Annotated in this window: 14 protein-coding genes; 11 read left to right on the top strand and 3 right to left on the bottom strand. The window is 71.0% G+C overall.

Annotated elements, in window-relative coordinates:
• On the bottom strand, window positions 1–741 hold the full coding sequence (locus I6J71_RS44115) for a FadR/GntR family transcriptional regulator (RefSeq protein WP_204092279.1): 741 nt from the start codon (window positions 739–741) through the stop codon (window positions 1–3).
• Window positions 742–826: 85 nt separating this feature from the next.
• On the opposite strand from I6J71_RS44115, the gene I6J71_RS44110 reads away from it, so the two are divergent.
• From I6J71_RS44110 to I6J71_RS44075, 8 genes are read left to right on the top strand one after another with little or no spacing between them, the layout of a single operon-like run.
• A complete protein-coding gene (locus tag I6J71_RS44110) occupies window positions 827–2317 on the top strand; it encodes an ABC transporter substrate-binding protein (protein WP_204092278.1) in 1491 nt (496 codons plus the stop codon).
• Window positions 2314–3258 (top strand): ABC transporter permease, encoded by a 945-nt coding sequence (locus I6J71_RS44105; RefSeq protein WP_204092277.1) that lies wholly within the window; start codon window positions 2314–2316, stop codon window positions 3256–3258. Before I6J71_RS44110 ends, I6J71_RS44105 begins: the two co-directional genes overlap by 4 nt.
• Complete coding sequence (locus I6J71_RS44100) at window positions 3258–4094, top strand: ABC transporter permease (RefSeq protein WP_204092276.1); 837 nt, start codon at window positions 3258–3260, stop codon at window positions 4092–4094. Before I6J71_RS44105 ends, I6J71_RS44100 begins: the two co-directional genes overlap by 1 nt.
• The gene (locus I6J71_RS44095) at window positions 4091–4828 is read left to right on the top strand and encodes an ABC transporter ATP-binding protein (RefSeq protein WP_204092275.1); all 738 of its coding nucleotides are present in this window, start codon (window positions 4091–4093) and stop codon (window positions 4826–4828) included. The genes I6J71_RS44100 and I6J71_RS44095 overlap by 4 nt, the downstream gene beginning before the upstream one ends.
• On the top strand, window positions 4825–5607 hold the full coding sequence (locus I6J71_RS44090; protein WP_204092274.1) for an ABC transporter ATP-binding protein: 783 nt from the start codon (window positions 4825–4827) through the stop codon (window positions 5605–5607). The genes I6J71_RS44095 and I6J71_RS44090 overlap by 4 nt, the downstream gene beginning before the upstream one ends.
• The gene (locus tag I6J71_RS44085; RefSeq protein ID WP_204092273.1) at window positions 5600–7024 is read left to right on the top strand and encodes an aldehyde dehydrogenase family protein; all 1425 of its coding nucleotides are present in this window, start codon (window positions 5600–5602) and stop codon (window positions 7022–7024) included. The genes I6J71_RS44090 and I6J71_RS44085 overlap by 8 nt, the downstream gene beginning before the upstream one ends.
• Entirely contained in the window at window positions 7021–7779 is a 759-nt protein-coding gene (locus I6J71_RS44080) for an SDR family NAD(P)-dependent oxidoreductase (RefSeq protein ID WP_204092272.1), read from the top strand. The genes I6J71_RS44085 and I6J71_RS44080 overlap by 4 nt, the downstream gene beginning before the upstream one ends.
• Window positions 7780–7792: 13 nt before the next feature.
• Window positions 7793–9175, top strand: coding sequence for an amidase (locus I6J71_RS44075; RefSeq protein ID WP_204092271.1), 1383 nt, complete (start codon window positions 7793–7795; stop codon window positions 9173–9175).
• On the opposite strand, the gene I6J71_RS44070 is transcribed toward I6J71_RS44075, so the two are convergent.
• On the bottom strand, window positions 9168–10022 hold the full coding sequence (locus I6J71_RS44070) for a CoA ester lyase (protein WP_204092270.1): 855 nt from the start codon (window positions 10020–10022) through the stop codon (window positions 9168–9170). The genes I6J71_RS44075 and I6J71_RS44070 overlap by 8 nt on opposite strands.
• A gap of 413 nt (window positions 10023–10435) precedes the next feature.
• Here I6J71_RS44070 and I6J71_RS44065 point away from each other — a divergent pair, with 413 nt between their 5' ends.
• Genes I6J71_RS44065 through I6J71_RS44055 form a run of 3 tightly spaced genes read left to right on the top strand, consistent with a single transcriptional unit; the run spans window position 10436 to window position 12784 of the window.
• A complete protein-coding gene (locus tag I6J71_RS44065; RefSeq protein ID WP_204092269.1) occupies window positions 10436–11089 on the top strand; it encodes a hypothetical protein in 654 nt (217 codons plus the stop codon).
• 42 nt (window positions 11090–11131) lie between these two features.
• Complete coding sequence (locus tag I6J71_RS44060; RefSeq protein WP_204092268.1) at window positions 11132–11782, top strand: SDR family oxidoreductase; 651 nt, start codon at window positions 11132–11134, stop codon at window positions 11780–11782.
• Between the two features lie 57 nt (window positions 11783–11839).
• The gene (locus tag I6J71_RS44055) at window positions 11840–12784 is read left to right on the top strand and encodes a ribose-phosphate pyrophosphokinase (RefSeq protein WP_204092267.1); all 945 of its coding nucleotides are present in this window, start codon (window positions 11840–11842) and stop codon (window positions 12782–12784) included.
• Window positions 12785–12799: 15 nt separating this feature from the next.
• Here I6J71_RS44055 and I6J71_RS44050 read toward each other — a convergent pair whose 3' ends face one another.
• Complete coding sequence (locus I6J71_RS44050; protein WP_204092266.1) at window positions 12800–14104, bottom strand: D-arabinono-1,4-lactone oxidase; 1305 nt, start codon at window positions 14102–14104, stop codon at window positions 12800–12802.
• Window positions 14105–14155: the final 51 nt, after the last annotated feature.

Genomic DNA, 14155 nt, shown 5'->3' with positions numbered 1-14155 from the left:
TCAGAGCAGCGGCGTCAGCAACGCCCGCCGGCCCTCCGGCACGTACTCCGCGTAGTTGTCGTACAAGGCCCGCCGCGCGAGCCTGGCCGCGGACTCGCCGTCGGCGGCGCGGACAGCTTCCAGCACCTGGGCGTGGTGGATCAACCACGAGTCCATCAGCGACGTCCGGTCCCGCGCGTGCTCCAGCTTGTCCTCGATCAGCTCCAGCACCACTCCGCGGACGACTTCGGCGCTCACCACCAGCAGCGGGTTGCGTGACGCCCGCGCGATCGCCTCGTGGAACGCGACGTCGGCGCGGCTGAACTGCTCGTACCCTTCCAAAGCGCCGGCGCGCATGGCCGCCAGCGCCGTGTCCAAAGTGGACAGGTCCTCGTCGGTGCGCAGTGTCGCGGCCAGCAGGTGGGCCGAGCCGTCGAGCACCATCCGGAACTGGAGCAGCTCCGCCAGCCCGACGTGGTCGGCCCGGGCCAGCCGGTGCATCGACCGCTGCAAAGCCGCTGGTGACGCGGCCAGCACCTCGGGCCCGCGCGGGTCGCCGGGCCGCGAGCGGATCAGCTCCGCCGCCTGCAGCACGCGTAGCGCTTCCCGCACCGTGGAGCGCCCGACGGCGAACTGCGTCATCAGCTCGCGTTCGCTGGGCAGCCGCTCGCCGGGTTTGAGGCGGCCGCTGATCACGGCGTCCTCGATCTGCTGCACGATCCGCTCGTACGCGCGGATCGGCGCCACCGGTTCGAACTTCATCCCTTGACCTCGGGCTCGGGTGGTGCCAACCTCAGGCTACTGGTCAGACCAGTGTACTTCCTCGGCCGGTTGCGCAGGAGGCTGAATGAAAACCCGGCTCCACCTCGCGGCGCTCGCGGCGCTGCTCGCGGTGTCCGGCTGCTCCGCCGGGTCCTCGGCGAGCGTCTCGACCGGGCCGGACACGTTGGCGGTGGGGTTTACGGCCGAGCCGGCGAACTTCGACTTCACCCACTCCGACGGCACCGCCATCCCGCAGGCTCTCCTCTACAACGTGTACGAGGGCTTGGTGAAGCTCGACGCGCAGGGCCGCGTGGTGCCGCTGCTCGCGAAGTCCTGGACGGTGAGCCCGGACCGCAAGACGTACGACTTCCAGCTCCAGCCGGGCGTGAAGTTCAGCAACGGCGCACCGTTCACCGCCGCGGACGTCAAGTTCTCGCTGATGCGCGTGAAGACCGACTGGACGATCTCGATCAAGTCGGCCATGGACGTCGTGGACCACGTCGACGTCGTCTCACCCGAGCACGCGCGCGTGGTGCTCTCGAAACCCAGCAACGGCTGGCTGTTCAGCCTCACCAGCCGCCTCGGCGCGATGTTCAGCCCGACCGGCGTGGGTGACCTGGCGAACAAGCCGATCGGCACCGGCCCGTACGAGGTGGCCTCGCGCCGGCGCGGGGACTCCATCGTGCTCAAGGAAAACCCGGACTACTGGGGCCGCAAACCCGCGTACTCCACCGTCGTCCTCAAGTACATCGCCGACCCGACGGCGCTCAACAACGCGCTGCTCAGCAACGGCATCGACGTGATCTCGTCGCTGACCTCAGCCGATTCCATCCCGCAGTTCCAGGGTGACAACCGGTTCTCGGTGCTCCAGGGGACCACGAACAGCGAGGTCACGCTCGCGTTCAACAACCGGCGCGCGCCGCTGAACGACCCGCGCGTGCGCCAGGCCCTGACGTACGCGATCGACCGGAAAGCCGTGCTGGACCTCGTGTTCAACGGCCGCGGCACGCTCATCGGCAGCATGGTCCCGCCAACGGACCCGTGGTACGAGGACCTGGCGCAGGTCTATTCATACGACCCGGCGAAGGCGAAGCAGCTGCTCGCGCAGGCCGGCGTGCGGAACCTGAACCTGCGGCTGCGGATCCCGAACCTGCCCTACGCCGTGTCGGCCGCGCAGGTCGTGCAGTCGCAGCTGGCCGACGTCGGTGTCCGGACCACGATCGAACCGCTCGATTTCCCGGCCGTGTGGCTCAAGCAGGTGTTCACCGACCACGACTACGACCTGTCGATCATCCAGCACGTGGAGGCCCGCGACATCACGACGTTCGGGAAACCGACGTACTACTGGGGTTACGACAACCCGCGCGTGCAGCAGCTGCTGGCCGAGGCAGACAGCGGCACGCCGCAGCAGCAGGTCACCGACATGAAGCAGGTGGCGCGGCAGCTCAACACCGATGCCGCCGCCGACTGGTTGTTCCTCTACCCCAACGTGATCGTGTCGAAGACCAAGGTCACCGGGTTCGCGCGCAACCAGGTGAGCGAGTCGTTCGACCTGACTGGGCTGACGCCGGCATGACCGGGAAAGTGGCCCGCCGCCTGGTGATCTTCGTGGTCAGCCTGTTCGTGGCGTCGATCGTGGTGTTCCTCTTCATGGCCGTGCTGCCGGGCGACCCGGCGCAGGTCGCCCTCGGCGTGAACGCGACGCCGCAGCTGCTGGCGAAGACGCGCGCGGAGTTCGGCATCGACAAACCGCTCGTCACGCAGTACCTCACGTGGATCGGCGGCGTGCTGCACGGCGACTTCGGCCGCTCGTACGTCACGCACGAAGCGATCGGTCCACAGCTGCTCGACCGGCTCGGCGTCACGTTGTGGCTGGTCGGCGCAGGCATGGTCGTGGCGCTCGTGATCGCCGTGCCGGTGGGCACGTTCGCGGCCGTGCGGCACCGCAAGACCAGCGGCGTCGCTGTTTCCGGGCTGTCGCAGATCGGCGTGGCGATTCCCGCGTTCCTCGCCGGCGTCATCCTCGTGCAGATCTTCGCCGTACAGCTGCGGTGGCTGCCCAGCGGCGGGTGGACACCGCCGGACCAGAACCCGGGCGACTTCGTCCGCGGCCTGATCCTCCCGGCGTTGTCGCTGGGGCTGGTGCAGGGCGCGGTGCTCACGCGGTACGTGCGTTCGGCCGTGCTCGACACGCTCGGGCAGGACTACTTGCGCACGGCGCGCTCGAAGGGCCTGCTGCCGGGCCAGGCGTTGCGGCGCCACGGGTTGCGCAACGCGTCGGTGCCCGTGGTCACGGTGCTGGGCCTGCAACTCGCGACGCTGCTGATCGGCGCGGTGGTGGTGGAGCGCGTGTTCGTGCTGCCGGGCCTGGGCAGCATGCTGCTCGACGCCGTGTCGTCGCGGGATCTGCTGACGGTGCAGGGGATCGTGCTGGTTCTCGTGGCGGGGGTGCTGCTGGTGAACTTCGTCGTCGACGTGCTCTACACCGTGCTCGACCCGAGATTGCGGGGTTCGTGATGACCACGCTCACGCGAGTCCGCACGCGCAGCGGCAGCCTCCTCGTCGGCTCGGTCCTGGTCGCGCTGGTGGTGCTGGCCGCGCTCGGGTCGTTCGTCTGGACGCCGTACAACCCGGTGCAGGTCGACGCGGCGGACAAGCTGCTGGGCTTCTCCGCCAAGCACTTGTTCGGCACCGACAAGTTCGGCCGCGACGTGTTCAGCCAGATCATGGTCGGCGCGCGCACCACGCTGTACGTCGGCGTGGTGGCCGTCGGGATCGCGGCGATCATCGGCACTCCGCTCGGGGTGCTGGCGGGCTTGGCACCGCGGTGGCTGGGGGAATTCGTGATGCGCGTGAACGACCTGGTGCTCGCGTTTCCCGCGCTGCTGCTGGCGATCATGTTCGGCGCGGTGTTCGGCGCCGACACGCTCACGGCCATGATCGCGATCGGCATCGCGACCATCCCGTCGTTCGCGCGGATCGCTCGCTCGGGCACCTTGCAGGTCGCGAGCAGCGAGTTCGTGCTGGCGGCGCGCGCGGCCGGCCGGTCGCGCGCGAACATCGCCGTGCGCCACGTGCTGCCGAACATCTCGGGTTTGCTGATCGTGCAGGCGTCGGTGTCGTTCGCGATCGCGGTGCTGGCCGAGGCGGCGCTGTCGTTCCTCGGGTTCGGCACGCGGCCACCGACGCCGTCGTGGGGCCGGATGCTGCAGGAATCGCAAGAGCTGCTCACGACCTACCCCCGGCTCGCGCTCGTGCCCGGCGTCGCCATCGCCTTGGCCGTGCTCGGGTTCAACCTCCTCGGCGACGGTCTGCGAGACCGGCTCGACCCCCGATTGGCGGCCCGCGCATGACGCTCACAGTGAAGGGCCTGCAGGTCGGCGACCTGGTACGCGACGTGTCGTTCGAGATCGGCGCCGGCGAGCGCGTCGGGCTCATCGGCGAGTCGGGGTCGGGCAAATCGCTCACCGCTTTGTCGATCATGGGCCTGCTGCCCGAAGGCCTGCGAGCGACGGGTTCGGTGCGGCTGGACGATCGCGAGCTGCTGGATGCGTCCGAAAAGGACTTGTCCCAGCTGCGCGGCAACGGGTTGTCGATGGTGTTCCAGGAGCCGATGACGGCGCTGAACCCGGCGATGCGCGTCGGCCGGCAGGTCACGGAGCCGTTCCGCGTGCACGGGCTGCGCGGGCGGCCGGCCGAGGAGCTGCTGGCGGCGGTCGGGCTGCCGGGCACCGCGCGGGCGTACCCGCACCAGCTCTCCGGTGGGCAGCGGCAGCGCGTGGTGCTCGCGATGGCGCTGGCCAACGAGCCGTCGCTGCTGATCTGCGACGAGCCGACGACGGCCCTCGACGTGACGGTGCAGGCGCAGATCCTGGCGTTGCTCAAGAGCTCCTTGTCCGCCGAGTCGGCGCTGCTGTTCATCACGCACGACCTGGCGGTGGTGGCGTCGGTGTGCGAACGCGTGCTGGTGATGCTGGACGGCGAGATCGTGGAACGCGGGTCGACTCGGGACGTGCTCACCAAGCCGCAGCACGAGTACACGAAGTCCCTGCTGGCCGCCTCTGATCTGGACGGGGCGGCCCGATGAGCGCGTTGATCGAGGTCCGCGACCTGCACCGGAAGTACGCGCGCCGCGATGTGCACGCCCTGCGCGGCGTGAGCTTCGACGTCGAGGCCGGTCAGCGGTTCGGCATCGTCGGCGAATCGGGCTCGGGGAAGTCGACGCTGGTGCGGCTGCTGGCCGCGCTGGACCGGCCGACGTCGGGCACGGTGTCGTTCCAGGGCCGGCGCATCGACGACCAGCCCGAACGCAAGCTGGGGTTCCTGCGCACCTCGCTGCAGATCGTGTTCCAGGACCCGATGGGTTCACTCGACCCGAGGATGCGCGTGCGCGACATCGTCTCCGAGCCGCTGGGCCACCGCGATCCCGAGCGCGTCGGGGAACTGCTGGCGGCCGTCGGCCTGCCGCCCGACGCCGCTTCGCGTTATCCGCACCAGTTCTCCGGCGGCCAGCGGCAGCGGATCTCCATCGCCCGCGCGCTCGCGCCGAACCCGAGCGTGCTCGTGGCCGACGAGCCGGTGAGCGCGCTCGACGTGTCCGTGCGCAAGCAGATCCTGGACCTGCTCGCTCGGCTGGTCGAGGAGTTCTCGCTGACACTGGTGTTCGTGTCGCACGACCTCGGGGTGGTGCGCCACGTGTGCGACCGCGTCGCCGTGATGCGGCGCGGCGAGATCGTCGAACTGGGTGACGTGGAGGAGGTCTACGGGACACCGCGGCACGAGTACACCCGGGAGTTGCTGGCGGCCGCGCCCAACCTCCGCGCCGAGCTGGCCCGGCTGAGCGGAGGGAGTGCGGAGGATGCCTGAATACCCCGCGGGGTTGCCGATCGGCTCCGGCTGGATATCCACAGTGGACACGGCGGAGGTCGTGTTCCCCTACGACGGCAGCGTGGCCGGCATCGCGCCCGTCGGCACGGCGCAGCTCGCCACGCGGGCGATCGACGAGGCCGGCGCCGTCGCGCGCGAGGTGGCGGCGCTGCCGTCGCGCGAGCGCCGGGCGCTGTTGAACGGCGTGGCCGCCGCGCTGCGCGAGCACCGCGAGGAGTTCGAGCGGCTGCTGGTGCTGGAGACCGGGAAACCGCTCGTCGACTGCCGGGTGGAGATCGCGCGCACGATCGTCACGTGGGAAGCGGCGGCCGAAGAGGTGTCGCGGCTGCACGGCGAAACGGTGCCGCTGGACCTGCTGCCCTCGGGCGACGGGCTGGTCGGGTTCTGGAAGCGCAAGCCGATCGGGGTCGTCGTCGGGATCGCCGGGTTCAACTACCCGGTGCTGCTGGCATCGCACAAGATCGCGCCGGCGATCGCCGCGGGCTGCCCGGTGGTGCTGAAGCCGGCGCCGCAGACGCCGCTGGCCACGTTGTGGCTGGTGCACCTCGTGCGGTCGCTCGCGCCGATCCCGGCGATGGTGCAGCTGGTGACCGGCGACGCCACCGTGGGCTCGGCGCTGGTCACCGACCGGCGGATCGGCGCGGTGTCGTTCACCGGCTCGGCGGCCGTCGGCCACCGGATCGCCCGCGACGCGGCGCCGACAAAGACGTTGCTGGAGCTGGGTTCCAACGCCGCCCTCGTGGTCGCCGGGGACGCGGATCTCGACGCGGCGGCCGACGCCGTGCTGCGTGGCGGGTTCTACGCGTCGGGCCAGGCGTGCATCTCGGTGCAGCGGGTGGTGGTGGTCGCGTCGGTGGCCGAGGAGTTCACGGCGAAGGTGCTGGCGCGGCTGGGCGAGCTGACCGTCGGTGACCCGCGGCTCGAGACCACCCGGGTGTCGAAGCTGATCGACCGGCGCTCTACTGAGCGCGTGCGGGAGTGGGTCGACAAGGCCATCGCCGCCGGCGCACGGGTACTCGCGGGCGGCGGCCTGCGTGACGACGTGCTGGAGCCGACGGTGCTCGCCGACGTGCCCGACGGCGCCGAGTGCTGGGACGAGGAAGTGTTCGGCCCCGTGGTCTGCGTGCGCACCGTGTCCGATGTGGACGAAGCGTTCGCGGCGGTCAACGCTTCGCGCTACGGGTTGCACGCCAGCGTGTACAGCCGTTCCCTGAACACGGCGTTGCGCGCGCTCGACGAGCTCGAGGTCGGCGGAGTGGTCGTGAACGAGGTGCCCGGCTTCCGCTCGGACACCATGCCGTACGGCGGGGTGAAGGACTCCGGCATCGGCCGAGAAGGCCCGCGGTTCGCCGTGGAAGAGCTGACTGTGACGAGGATGGCGGTGCTGCGCCCGTGAACTACGAGAACCTGTTCCGGCTGGACGGCCGCCGCGCCGTGGTGCTCGGCGGTGGCAGCGGGATCGGCCGCGAGGCCGCGCGGGCCCTCGCCGCGCACGGCGCGCACGTGATCTGCGCGGACCGCGATGTCGCCGCAGCCCGCGAGACGGGCGTCGGAGAGGCGTACGAGATCGACCTGCTAGTACCGGGGGCGGTCACGCGCGCGGCTGCGGAGCTGGGGGAGCTGGACGTCGTGGTGCTCACGGCCGGCGTCAACGTGCGCAAACGCTTGCTGGACTACACGCGCGAGGAGTTCGACCGCGTCGTCGAGCTGAACCTGGGCGTCGCGTTCGAGGTGGTGCGGGCGTTCGGCGGGCCGATGGTCGAGCGCGGGCGCGGTAGCATCATCGGCTTCTCGTCGATCCGCGGCACCACCGTCGAGCCGGGCCAGGGCCCGTACGCGGCGACGAAGGGCGGGCTCGTGCAGCTGTTCCGCACGGCCGCTGCGGAGTTCGGACCCGCGGGCGTGCGCGTGAACGCCATCGCGCCCGGTGTCGTCGAGACCCCGCTGACCGCGCAGATCAAGTCCAGCCCCGATTGGTACGACGCGTACGCGGCGAAGGGCGCGCTGGGCCGCTGGGCGCGGGCCGACGAGCTGGCCGGCGCCGTCGTGTACCTCGCTTCGGACGCTTCGACGTTCGTCACGGGCTCCGTGCTCGCCGTCGACGGCGGCTGGACCGCCGTCGACGGGCGTTTCGAACCACCCGCTTCGTGAACCGGAGGTTTCGATGGAGTTGGCTGATCTGACCGCGGTGGAGCTCGTCGCAGGGTACCGCTCGCGCGAGCTGTCGCCCGTCGACGTGACCGAGTCCGTGCTGGCGCGCATAGAGGCACGCGAACCTTCGCTGCAAGCGCTGTACGAGTACGACGCGGCTTCGGCGCGCTCCGCGGCCAAGGAGTCGGCGGCGCGCTGGCACGCCGGCGAACCGCTGGGCCCGGTCGACGGCGTCCCGCTGACGCTGAAGGAGAACATCGCGACGCGCGGCACGCCGGTCCCCCTGGGCACCGCGGCGACCGCGCTGTCGCCCGCCGCCGCCGACGCACCGGCCGCCGCGCGCGTCCGCGAATCCGGCGCGGTGCTGCTGGCCAAAACGACCATGCCGGACTACGGGATGCTCACTTCCGGACTGTCGAGTTTCCACGAGGCTTCCCGCAATCCGTGGGACCTCTCGCGGACCCCGGGCGGCTCCAGCGCCGGCGCCGCCGCGGCCGCCGCGGCGGGCTACGGACCCCTCCACGTCGGCACCGACATCGGCGGCTCCATCCGCCTGCCCGCCGGCTGGTGCGGGTTGGTGGGCCTGAAGCCGAGCTTCGGCCGCGTGCCGGTGGACCCGCCGTTCCTCGGCCGCGTCGCCGGCCCGCTGACCAGGACCGTCGCGGACACCGCACTGCTGATGGGCGTGCTGTCGGCACCGGACGCGCGCGATCACCTGAGCCTGCCGCCGGCGCTGCTGGACTGGTCCGCGCTCGACGGCTCGCTGCGCGGCCTGCGCGTCGGCCTGCACCTCGACGCGGGAGTCGGGCTGCCCGTGTCCCCGGAGATCCTTTCGGCGGTCACCGCCGCGGCGCAGGTCTTCGAGGCCGCGGGTGCCGTCGTGGAACCGGTCGACCCGTTCCTCACGCGCGAACTGCTCGACGGCTTGGACGTGTTCTGGCGCGTGCGCGCGTGGTCGGACCTGCTGGCGCTGCCCGAGGACCGCCGCGCCCGGGTGCTGCCCTACATCGCGACTTGGGCCGCCGGCGGCGCGGCAGCGTCCGGAGTGGACACCTACCGCGGTTTCACCTGCATCGACCGCATGAGCGTCGCCGCGCTGCGCGCCACGGCCGGCTTCGACCTCGTGCTCTCCCCGACCTGCGCCGTCTCGGCCCCGCCCTTCGACCACGCGTCGCCGACCAACGACCCGCAGCGCCCGTTCGAGCACATCCCCTTCACGGTGCCGTACAACATGTCGGGCCAGCCCGCGGTGTCGCTGAACTGCGGCTACACGAGCGACGGACAGCCCATCGGCCTGCAGCTCGCGGGCCCGCGCTTCGCCGACGTCGAACTCCTGCGCGCGGCGGCCGCGTACGAGCAATTGCGGCCGCAGCAGCGCGCCTGGCCGGTCAGCTGACGGCTTCGGCGAGCGCCAGCACGCGCTGCGCTTCCTCGACGTGCAGGTTTTCGACCATCCGCCCGTCGACCGTGACCACGCCGCGGCCGGCGGCGCGGGCCTCGTCGAACGCCGCGATCACGCGGCGCGCGTGGTCGACCTCGGCCGCCGACGGCGCGAAGATCCGGTTGCACGGCTCGATCTGCGACGGGTGGATGAGCGTCTTGCCGTCGAAGCCGAACTCGCGGCCCTGCCGGCATTCGGCCTCGAAACCCGAAGCGTCCTTCACGTCGTTGTAGACGCCGTCGAGGACGACCTTGCCCGCGGCGCGGGCCCCGAGCACGGCGAGCGACAGGCTCGCCAGCAGCGGTCCTCGCCCCGGGACGAACGCGGCGTGCAGCTCCTTGGCCAGGTCGTTCGTGCCCAGCACGAGCACGGTCAGGCGCTGCGAGGCGGCGGCGATGTCGGCAGCCCGCAGGAGCGCGCCGGGGGTCTCGAGCATCGCCCAGACCTTCGTGCGCTCGGGCGCGCCGCCGAGTTCGAGGGCGCGTTCGATGTTGTGCACGTCGGCCACCGAGCCGACCTTCGGCACGACCACGGCGGCGGGACCGGCCGCCGCGGCGGCCCGCAGGTCGGCGTCGTGCCATTCGGTGTCGAGGCCGTTCACGCGGATGGCCACTTCGCGGTCGCCGTAGTCGCCCAGCGCGGCGCACACCCGCTCGCGCGCGGCTTCCTTCGCGTCGGGTGCGACGGCGTCTTCGAGGTCCAGGATGAGCGCGTCGGCCGGCAGGGTCTTCGCCTTCTCGAGCGCGCGTTCGTTGGCGCCCGGCATGTAGAGCACCGATCGGCGGGGGCGGACCTGCGGCATGCTTGCTCCTCACGTGACGGTCGCGTAACCCTAGACCGGGCCGGCGCGGCACCGCTGCGGCGAAAGTCACCGCCATCCGGGTGAAGCCCCTGACGTGCGAGGTCCACTGTGGAACCCCGCCCGGCTTGCGCCGAACGGCGTAATGAACTGGACCCTTTGCCGCGCTGGTGGGCCGCGCGACCCGTAGCCGTTCGTAGGCGTTCGGTAACACCACTCACCTCCGGCTCACTCGGTTGGCCGCACCGTCGGGCCGAAGTCCGACGACCGCCCACCGACCGGTCACCGACCGCTGAGCGCCGCCGATCGCAGCCACTCGCGCAACGTGAAGACCCCGTGGCGCCGCACTGGTACTCAATTCATGTGCCCGTTTCACGAGGCACGCAGGGGTACAGGTTGTTGAAGGAGGCGGACTCGTGGCGGCTACACCTCAGAACACCGAGAGCTCGACGGTCGCCGGTGGCGCGAAGCGCAGCCGGTCGATGCCGAGCCGGGTGGTGCCGCCGATCGAGCTCCCCGCGAGCGTCGACGAGCTGGCGCGCAAGGCCGCGGCCCTGTTGGGCTGGACCGGCGTTGTGCTGCCCACGACGACTCTGCTCGGCCGCAAGGTCAGCATCGTCGCCCGGCTCCGCACCGACGTCCACGCGGAGCGCATCGCGATGGGTGTCGGTCCCGTCGCCGATCGCGCCACCGTCGACACCTGGACCTGGTCAGAGCTGGCTGCGACCGCACCCGCGCCGGCCGCCGAGATCATCGGCGTCCTCGCGGTCGCCCGGCACTGGCGGACCGCGATGGCCTCCGCGGTTCCGTTCGCACGTTACGGCGAGGCCGCGATGGTGCTCCCATCGCCTGCCGTACTGACGGAGGACTATGTGGCGAACTGCCTGCCGCGCGCCCGCGCCTACGGCCTCGCCATCGCCACCGCCGACCCCCACGCCCAGGTCGACCTCGACCTCGAAGGGCGCACGGACCGCATCCTCCTCGCCGAGGACCCCGTGTCCCGCTGGGTCAACGAAATGGCCTACGACCAGCTCCTCCGTACCGCCGAAGTCCCGGCTGACGTCGACTGATCGACCCGGCACGTCCGCTCCGCCCGGACTACCCTCGCGACTATGCGAGTCGTCATTGCCGGTGGACACGGTCAGATCGCCCTGCGTCTCCAGAAGCTGCTCGCCGAACGCGGTGATCGGCCGGCGGGCATCGTGCGGAATCCCGCGCACGAGGCGGACCTGACGGCGGTCGGCGCGGAGACCGTGGTGCTCGATCTCGAAAAGTCCGATGTGGACGCGGTCGCCGAAGTACTCCGCGGCGCCGACGCGGCGGTGTTCGCTGCGGGCGCCGGTCCGGGCAGCGGCGAGGCCCGCAAGGACACGGTCGACCGCGGGGCCGCTGTGCTCTTCGCCGAAGCCGCCGAACGCGCGGGCGTCCGCCGGTTCATCCAGATCGGTTCGATGGGTGCCGACAACCCCGACGCCCCGGGTCTCGATCCCGTTTTCGCCGCGTACCTGCGGGCGAAGCGGGCGTCCGAGGAAGACCTGCGGGCCCGCGACCTCGACTGGACGATCCTGCGGCCCGGCCCGCTGACCAACGACTCCGGCACGGGCGCCGTCAAGATCGGCGACAAGACCGGCCGGGCCGAGGTGCCGCGCGAAGACGTCGCCGCCGTCGTGCTCGCACTGCTCGATGCGCCGGCCACCGCGCGCCGCACGCTCGACCTGATCGCGGGCAACGACCCGATCGACGAGGCGATCTCGGCGCTCTGACCTGCACCGTTAGGATCGGGGTCGTATCCATCGGACCACGCGAACGGGGAATCCTCCTTGCGGGACATCGCGATTTTCAGCGGTAGCGCTCATCCCGAACTGGCGGCGGAGATCTGCACCCACCTCGGGGTACCGCTGCTCCCGGTCCAAGTCGAACGCTTCGCCAACGACTGCCTCCAAGTCCAGCTGCAGGCCAACTGCCGCGAGCGCGACGTCTTCCTCATCCAGCCGCTGGTCCGCCCGGTGCAGGAGCACCTGGTCGAGCTGCTGCTGATGCTCGACGCCGCCCGCGGCGCGTCCGCGGCTCGCACCACCGTCGTCATGCCGCACTACGCGTACGCGCGCTCCGACAAGAAGGACGCGCCACGCATCTCCATCGGCGGCCGCCTCGTCGCGGACCTGATGGTGACCGCGGGGGCGAACCGCGTGCTGGCCATGACGCTGCATTCGCCCCAGGTCCACGGCTTCTTCTCCGTGCCCGTCGACCACCTGCACGCGCTGCACGAGCTGGCTCGCCACTTCCGCCAGTACGACCTCTCCAACGCCACCGTCGTCTCGCCGGACCTCGGCAACGCGAAGGAAGCGGCGCACTTCGCGCGGCTGCTCGGCGTGCGCGTCGCGTCCGGTACGAAGCAGCGCTACGCCGACGACCGCGTGGAGATCACGTCGGTGATCGGCGACATCACCGGCCGCGACGTGATCGTGCTCGACGACGAGATCGCGCGCGGCAGCACCGTGCTGGAGCTGCTCGACCGGCTGCGCGAGCTCGGACCGCGGTCCATCCGAGTCGCCTGCACCCACGGCCTGTTCGCCGACAAGGCGATCGACCGCATCGGCAGCCAGGAGGACGTCTTGGAGATCGTCTGCACCAATACCGTCCCGGTGCCGTTCGAGGAACGCACCGAAAAGCTGAAGATCCTCTCGATCGCGCCGGCGATGGCCGAGGCGATGCGGCGGATCCACAACGGCGAGTCGGTCAGCTCGCTGTTCGAGCCGAACTGAGCGAGCCGGTCCCGGTCAAGCAGGGCCCAGGACCCGGTCGAGGTGGGTGTTGGTGAACGTGCCGCTGGGGTCGCACTCCTTGCGCACGCGCAGGAAGTCGTCGAAGTGCGGGTAGCGCGTGCGCAGGGCGTGCGAGTCGAGGTCGTGCATCTTGCCCCAGTGCGGACGGCCACCGACCTGCGCGCAGATCGCCGCGAAGCCGTCGAAGTACTCGCGGTAGGGCATGCCGACGAACTGGTGGATCGCGAGGTAAGCCGAATCGCGGCCGTTCGCCGTGGACAGCCAGATGTCGTCGCCGGCGGCCACGCGCACCTCGACCGGGAACAGCACCGGGTTTTCCAGCCGCGGCACGAGCGCGCGCAGTTCGGCGAGCACGTCGAGCAGTGACTCACGGGGCACGGCGTACTCGGATTCCACGAACCGCACGCCGCGGTGCGTCACGAACACGCGGTGTGAGAGGTCGCTGTAGTCGCGGGCCGAGAGCACCTGGGCGGCGAACCCGCCGAGCGGCCGCACGAGCGCCGGCACCGCGCGCCCGAGGCGGCAGAGGCCGCCGAACGCGACGTTTTCGGTCAGCTCGTAGTCCACGAACTGGCGCACCTTGGACAGCGGCCGGCGCGGGGTCCCGAGCGGCTGCCGGTTGTTGCGCTTGACCAGCGCGCTCTTGCCGTAGGGGAACCAGTAGAACTCGAAGTGGTCGTTCTCGGCCGTGAACTCGTCGAAGCCCTCGAGCACCTGTTCCAGCGGCTCCGGACGCTCCTGCGCGGACAACACGAACGAGGGTTCGCACTGCAGGGTGACGGTCGTGATCACGCCGAGCGCGCCGAGGCCCACGCGGGCGGCCTTGAACAACTCCGGCCGCTCGTCGGCGGAGCAGCTGACGACGGAACCGTCGGCGAGCACGAGCTGCAGCGCGGTGATCTGGGTGGCGATGCCGCCGAAGCGTGCGCCGGTGCCGTGCGTGCCGGTCGAAATCGCGCCGGCGATGGTCTGCGCGTCGATGTCGCCGAGATTCGTCATGGCGAGCCCGAGCGCGTCGAGTTCGGCGTTGAGCTGCTTGATCGTGGTGCCGGCGCGAACGGTCACCTGGTGCGTTTCGAGGTCGGCGCGTTCGATGCCGGACCAGCGTGTGAGGTCGAGCGCGTCGCCGTCGGCGACGGCGATGGCCGTGAAGGAGTGGCCGCTGCCCCAGGGCCGTACGCGGCGTCCCGTACTAGTGATGCCGGCGACGACGGCGGCGACCTCGGCCGTGCTGCGGGGCCGGTGCACCCGCTGCGGGGAGGCTTTGGCGGTACCGGCCCAGTTGCTCCACGGAGTCATGCGTGCACCTTGTCGTCGCCGATCTGAGTGTCCTCACGGTAGTGGCAGGAA

This window comes from Amycolatopsis sp. FDAARGOS 1241, assembly GCF_016889705.1.
Taxonomy (GTDB): Bacteria; Actinomycetota; Actinomycetes; order Mycobacteriales; family Pseudonocardiaceae; genus Amycolatopsis.
This window is presented reverse-complemented; position numbering and strand designations above follow the sequence as displayed.

Bases quoted from the DNA above. Each gene is read 5' to 3' on its own strand.
- I6J71_RS44115 (WP_204092279.1), bottom strand. From the start codon at position 741: ATGAAGTTCGAACCGGTGGCGCCGATCCGCGCGTACGAGCGGATCGTG.
- I6J71_RS44110 (WP_204092278.1), top strand. From the start codon at position 827: ATGAAAACCCGGCTCCACCTCGCGGCGCTCGCGGCGCTGCTCGCGGTG.
- I6J71_RS44105 (WP_204092277.1), top strand. From the start codon at position 2,314: ATGACCGGGAAAGTGGCCCGCCGCCTGGTGATCTTCGTGGTCAGCCTG.
- I6J71_RS44100 (WP_204092276.1), top strand. From the start codon at position 3,258: ATGACCACGCTCACGCGAGTCCGCACGCGCAGCGGCAGCCTCCTCGTC.
- I6J71_RS44095 (WP_204092275.1), top strand. From the start codon at position 4,091: ATGACGCTCACAGTGAAGGGCCTGCAGGTCGGCGACCTGGTACGCGAC.
- I6J71_RS44090 (WP_204092274.1), top strand. From the start codon at position 4,825: ATGAGCGCGTTGATCGAGGTCCGCGACCTGCACCGGAAGTACGCGCGC.
- I6J71_RS44085 (WP_204092273.1), top strand. From the start codon at position 5,600: ATGCCTGAATACCCCGCGGGGTTGCCGATCGGCTCCGGCTGGATATCC.
- I6J71_RS44075 (WP_204092271.1), top strand. From the start codon at position 7,793: ATGGAGTTGGCTGATCTGACCGCGGTGGAGCTCGTCGCAGGGTACCGC.
- I6J71_RS44070 (WP_204092270.1), bottom strand. From the start codon at position 10,022: ATGCCGCAGGTCCGCCCCCGCCGATCGGTGCTCTACATGCCGGGCGCC.
- I6J71_RS44060 (WP_204092268.1), top strand. From the start codon at position 11,132: ATGCGAGTCGTCATTGCCGGTGGACACGGTCAGATCGCCCTGCGTCTC.
- I6J71_RS44050 (WP_204092266.1), bottom strand. From the start codon at position 14,104: ATGACTCCGTGGAGCAACTGGGCCGGTACCGCCAAAGCCTCCCCGCAG.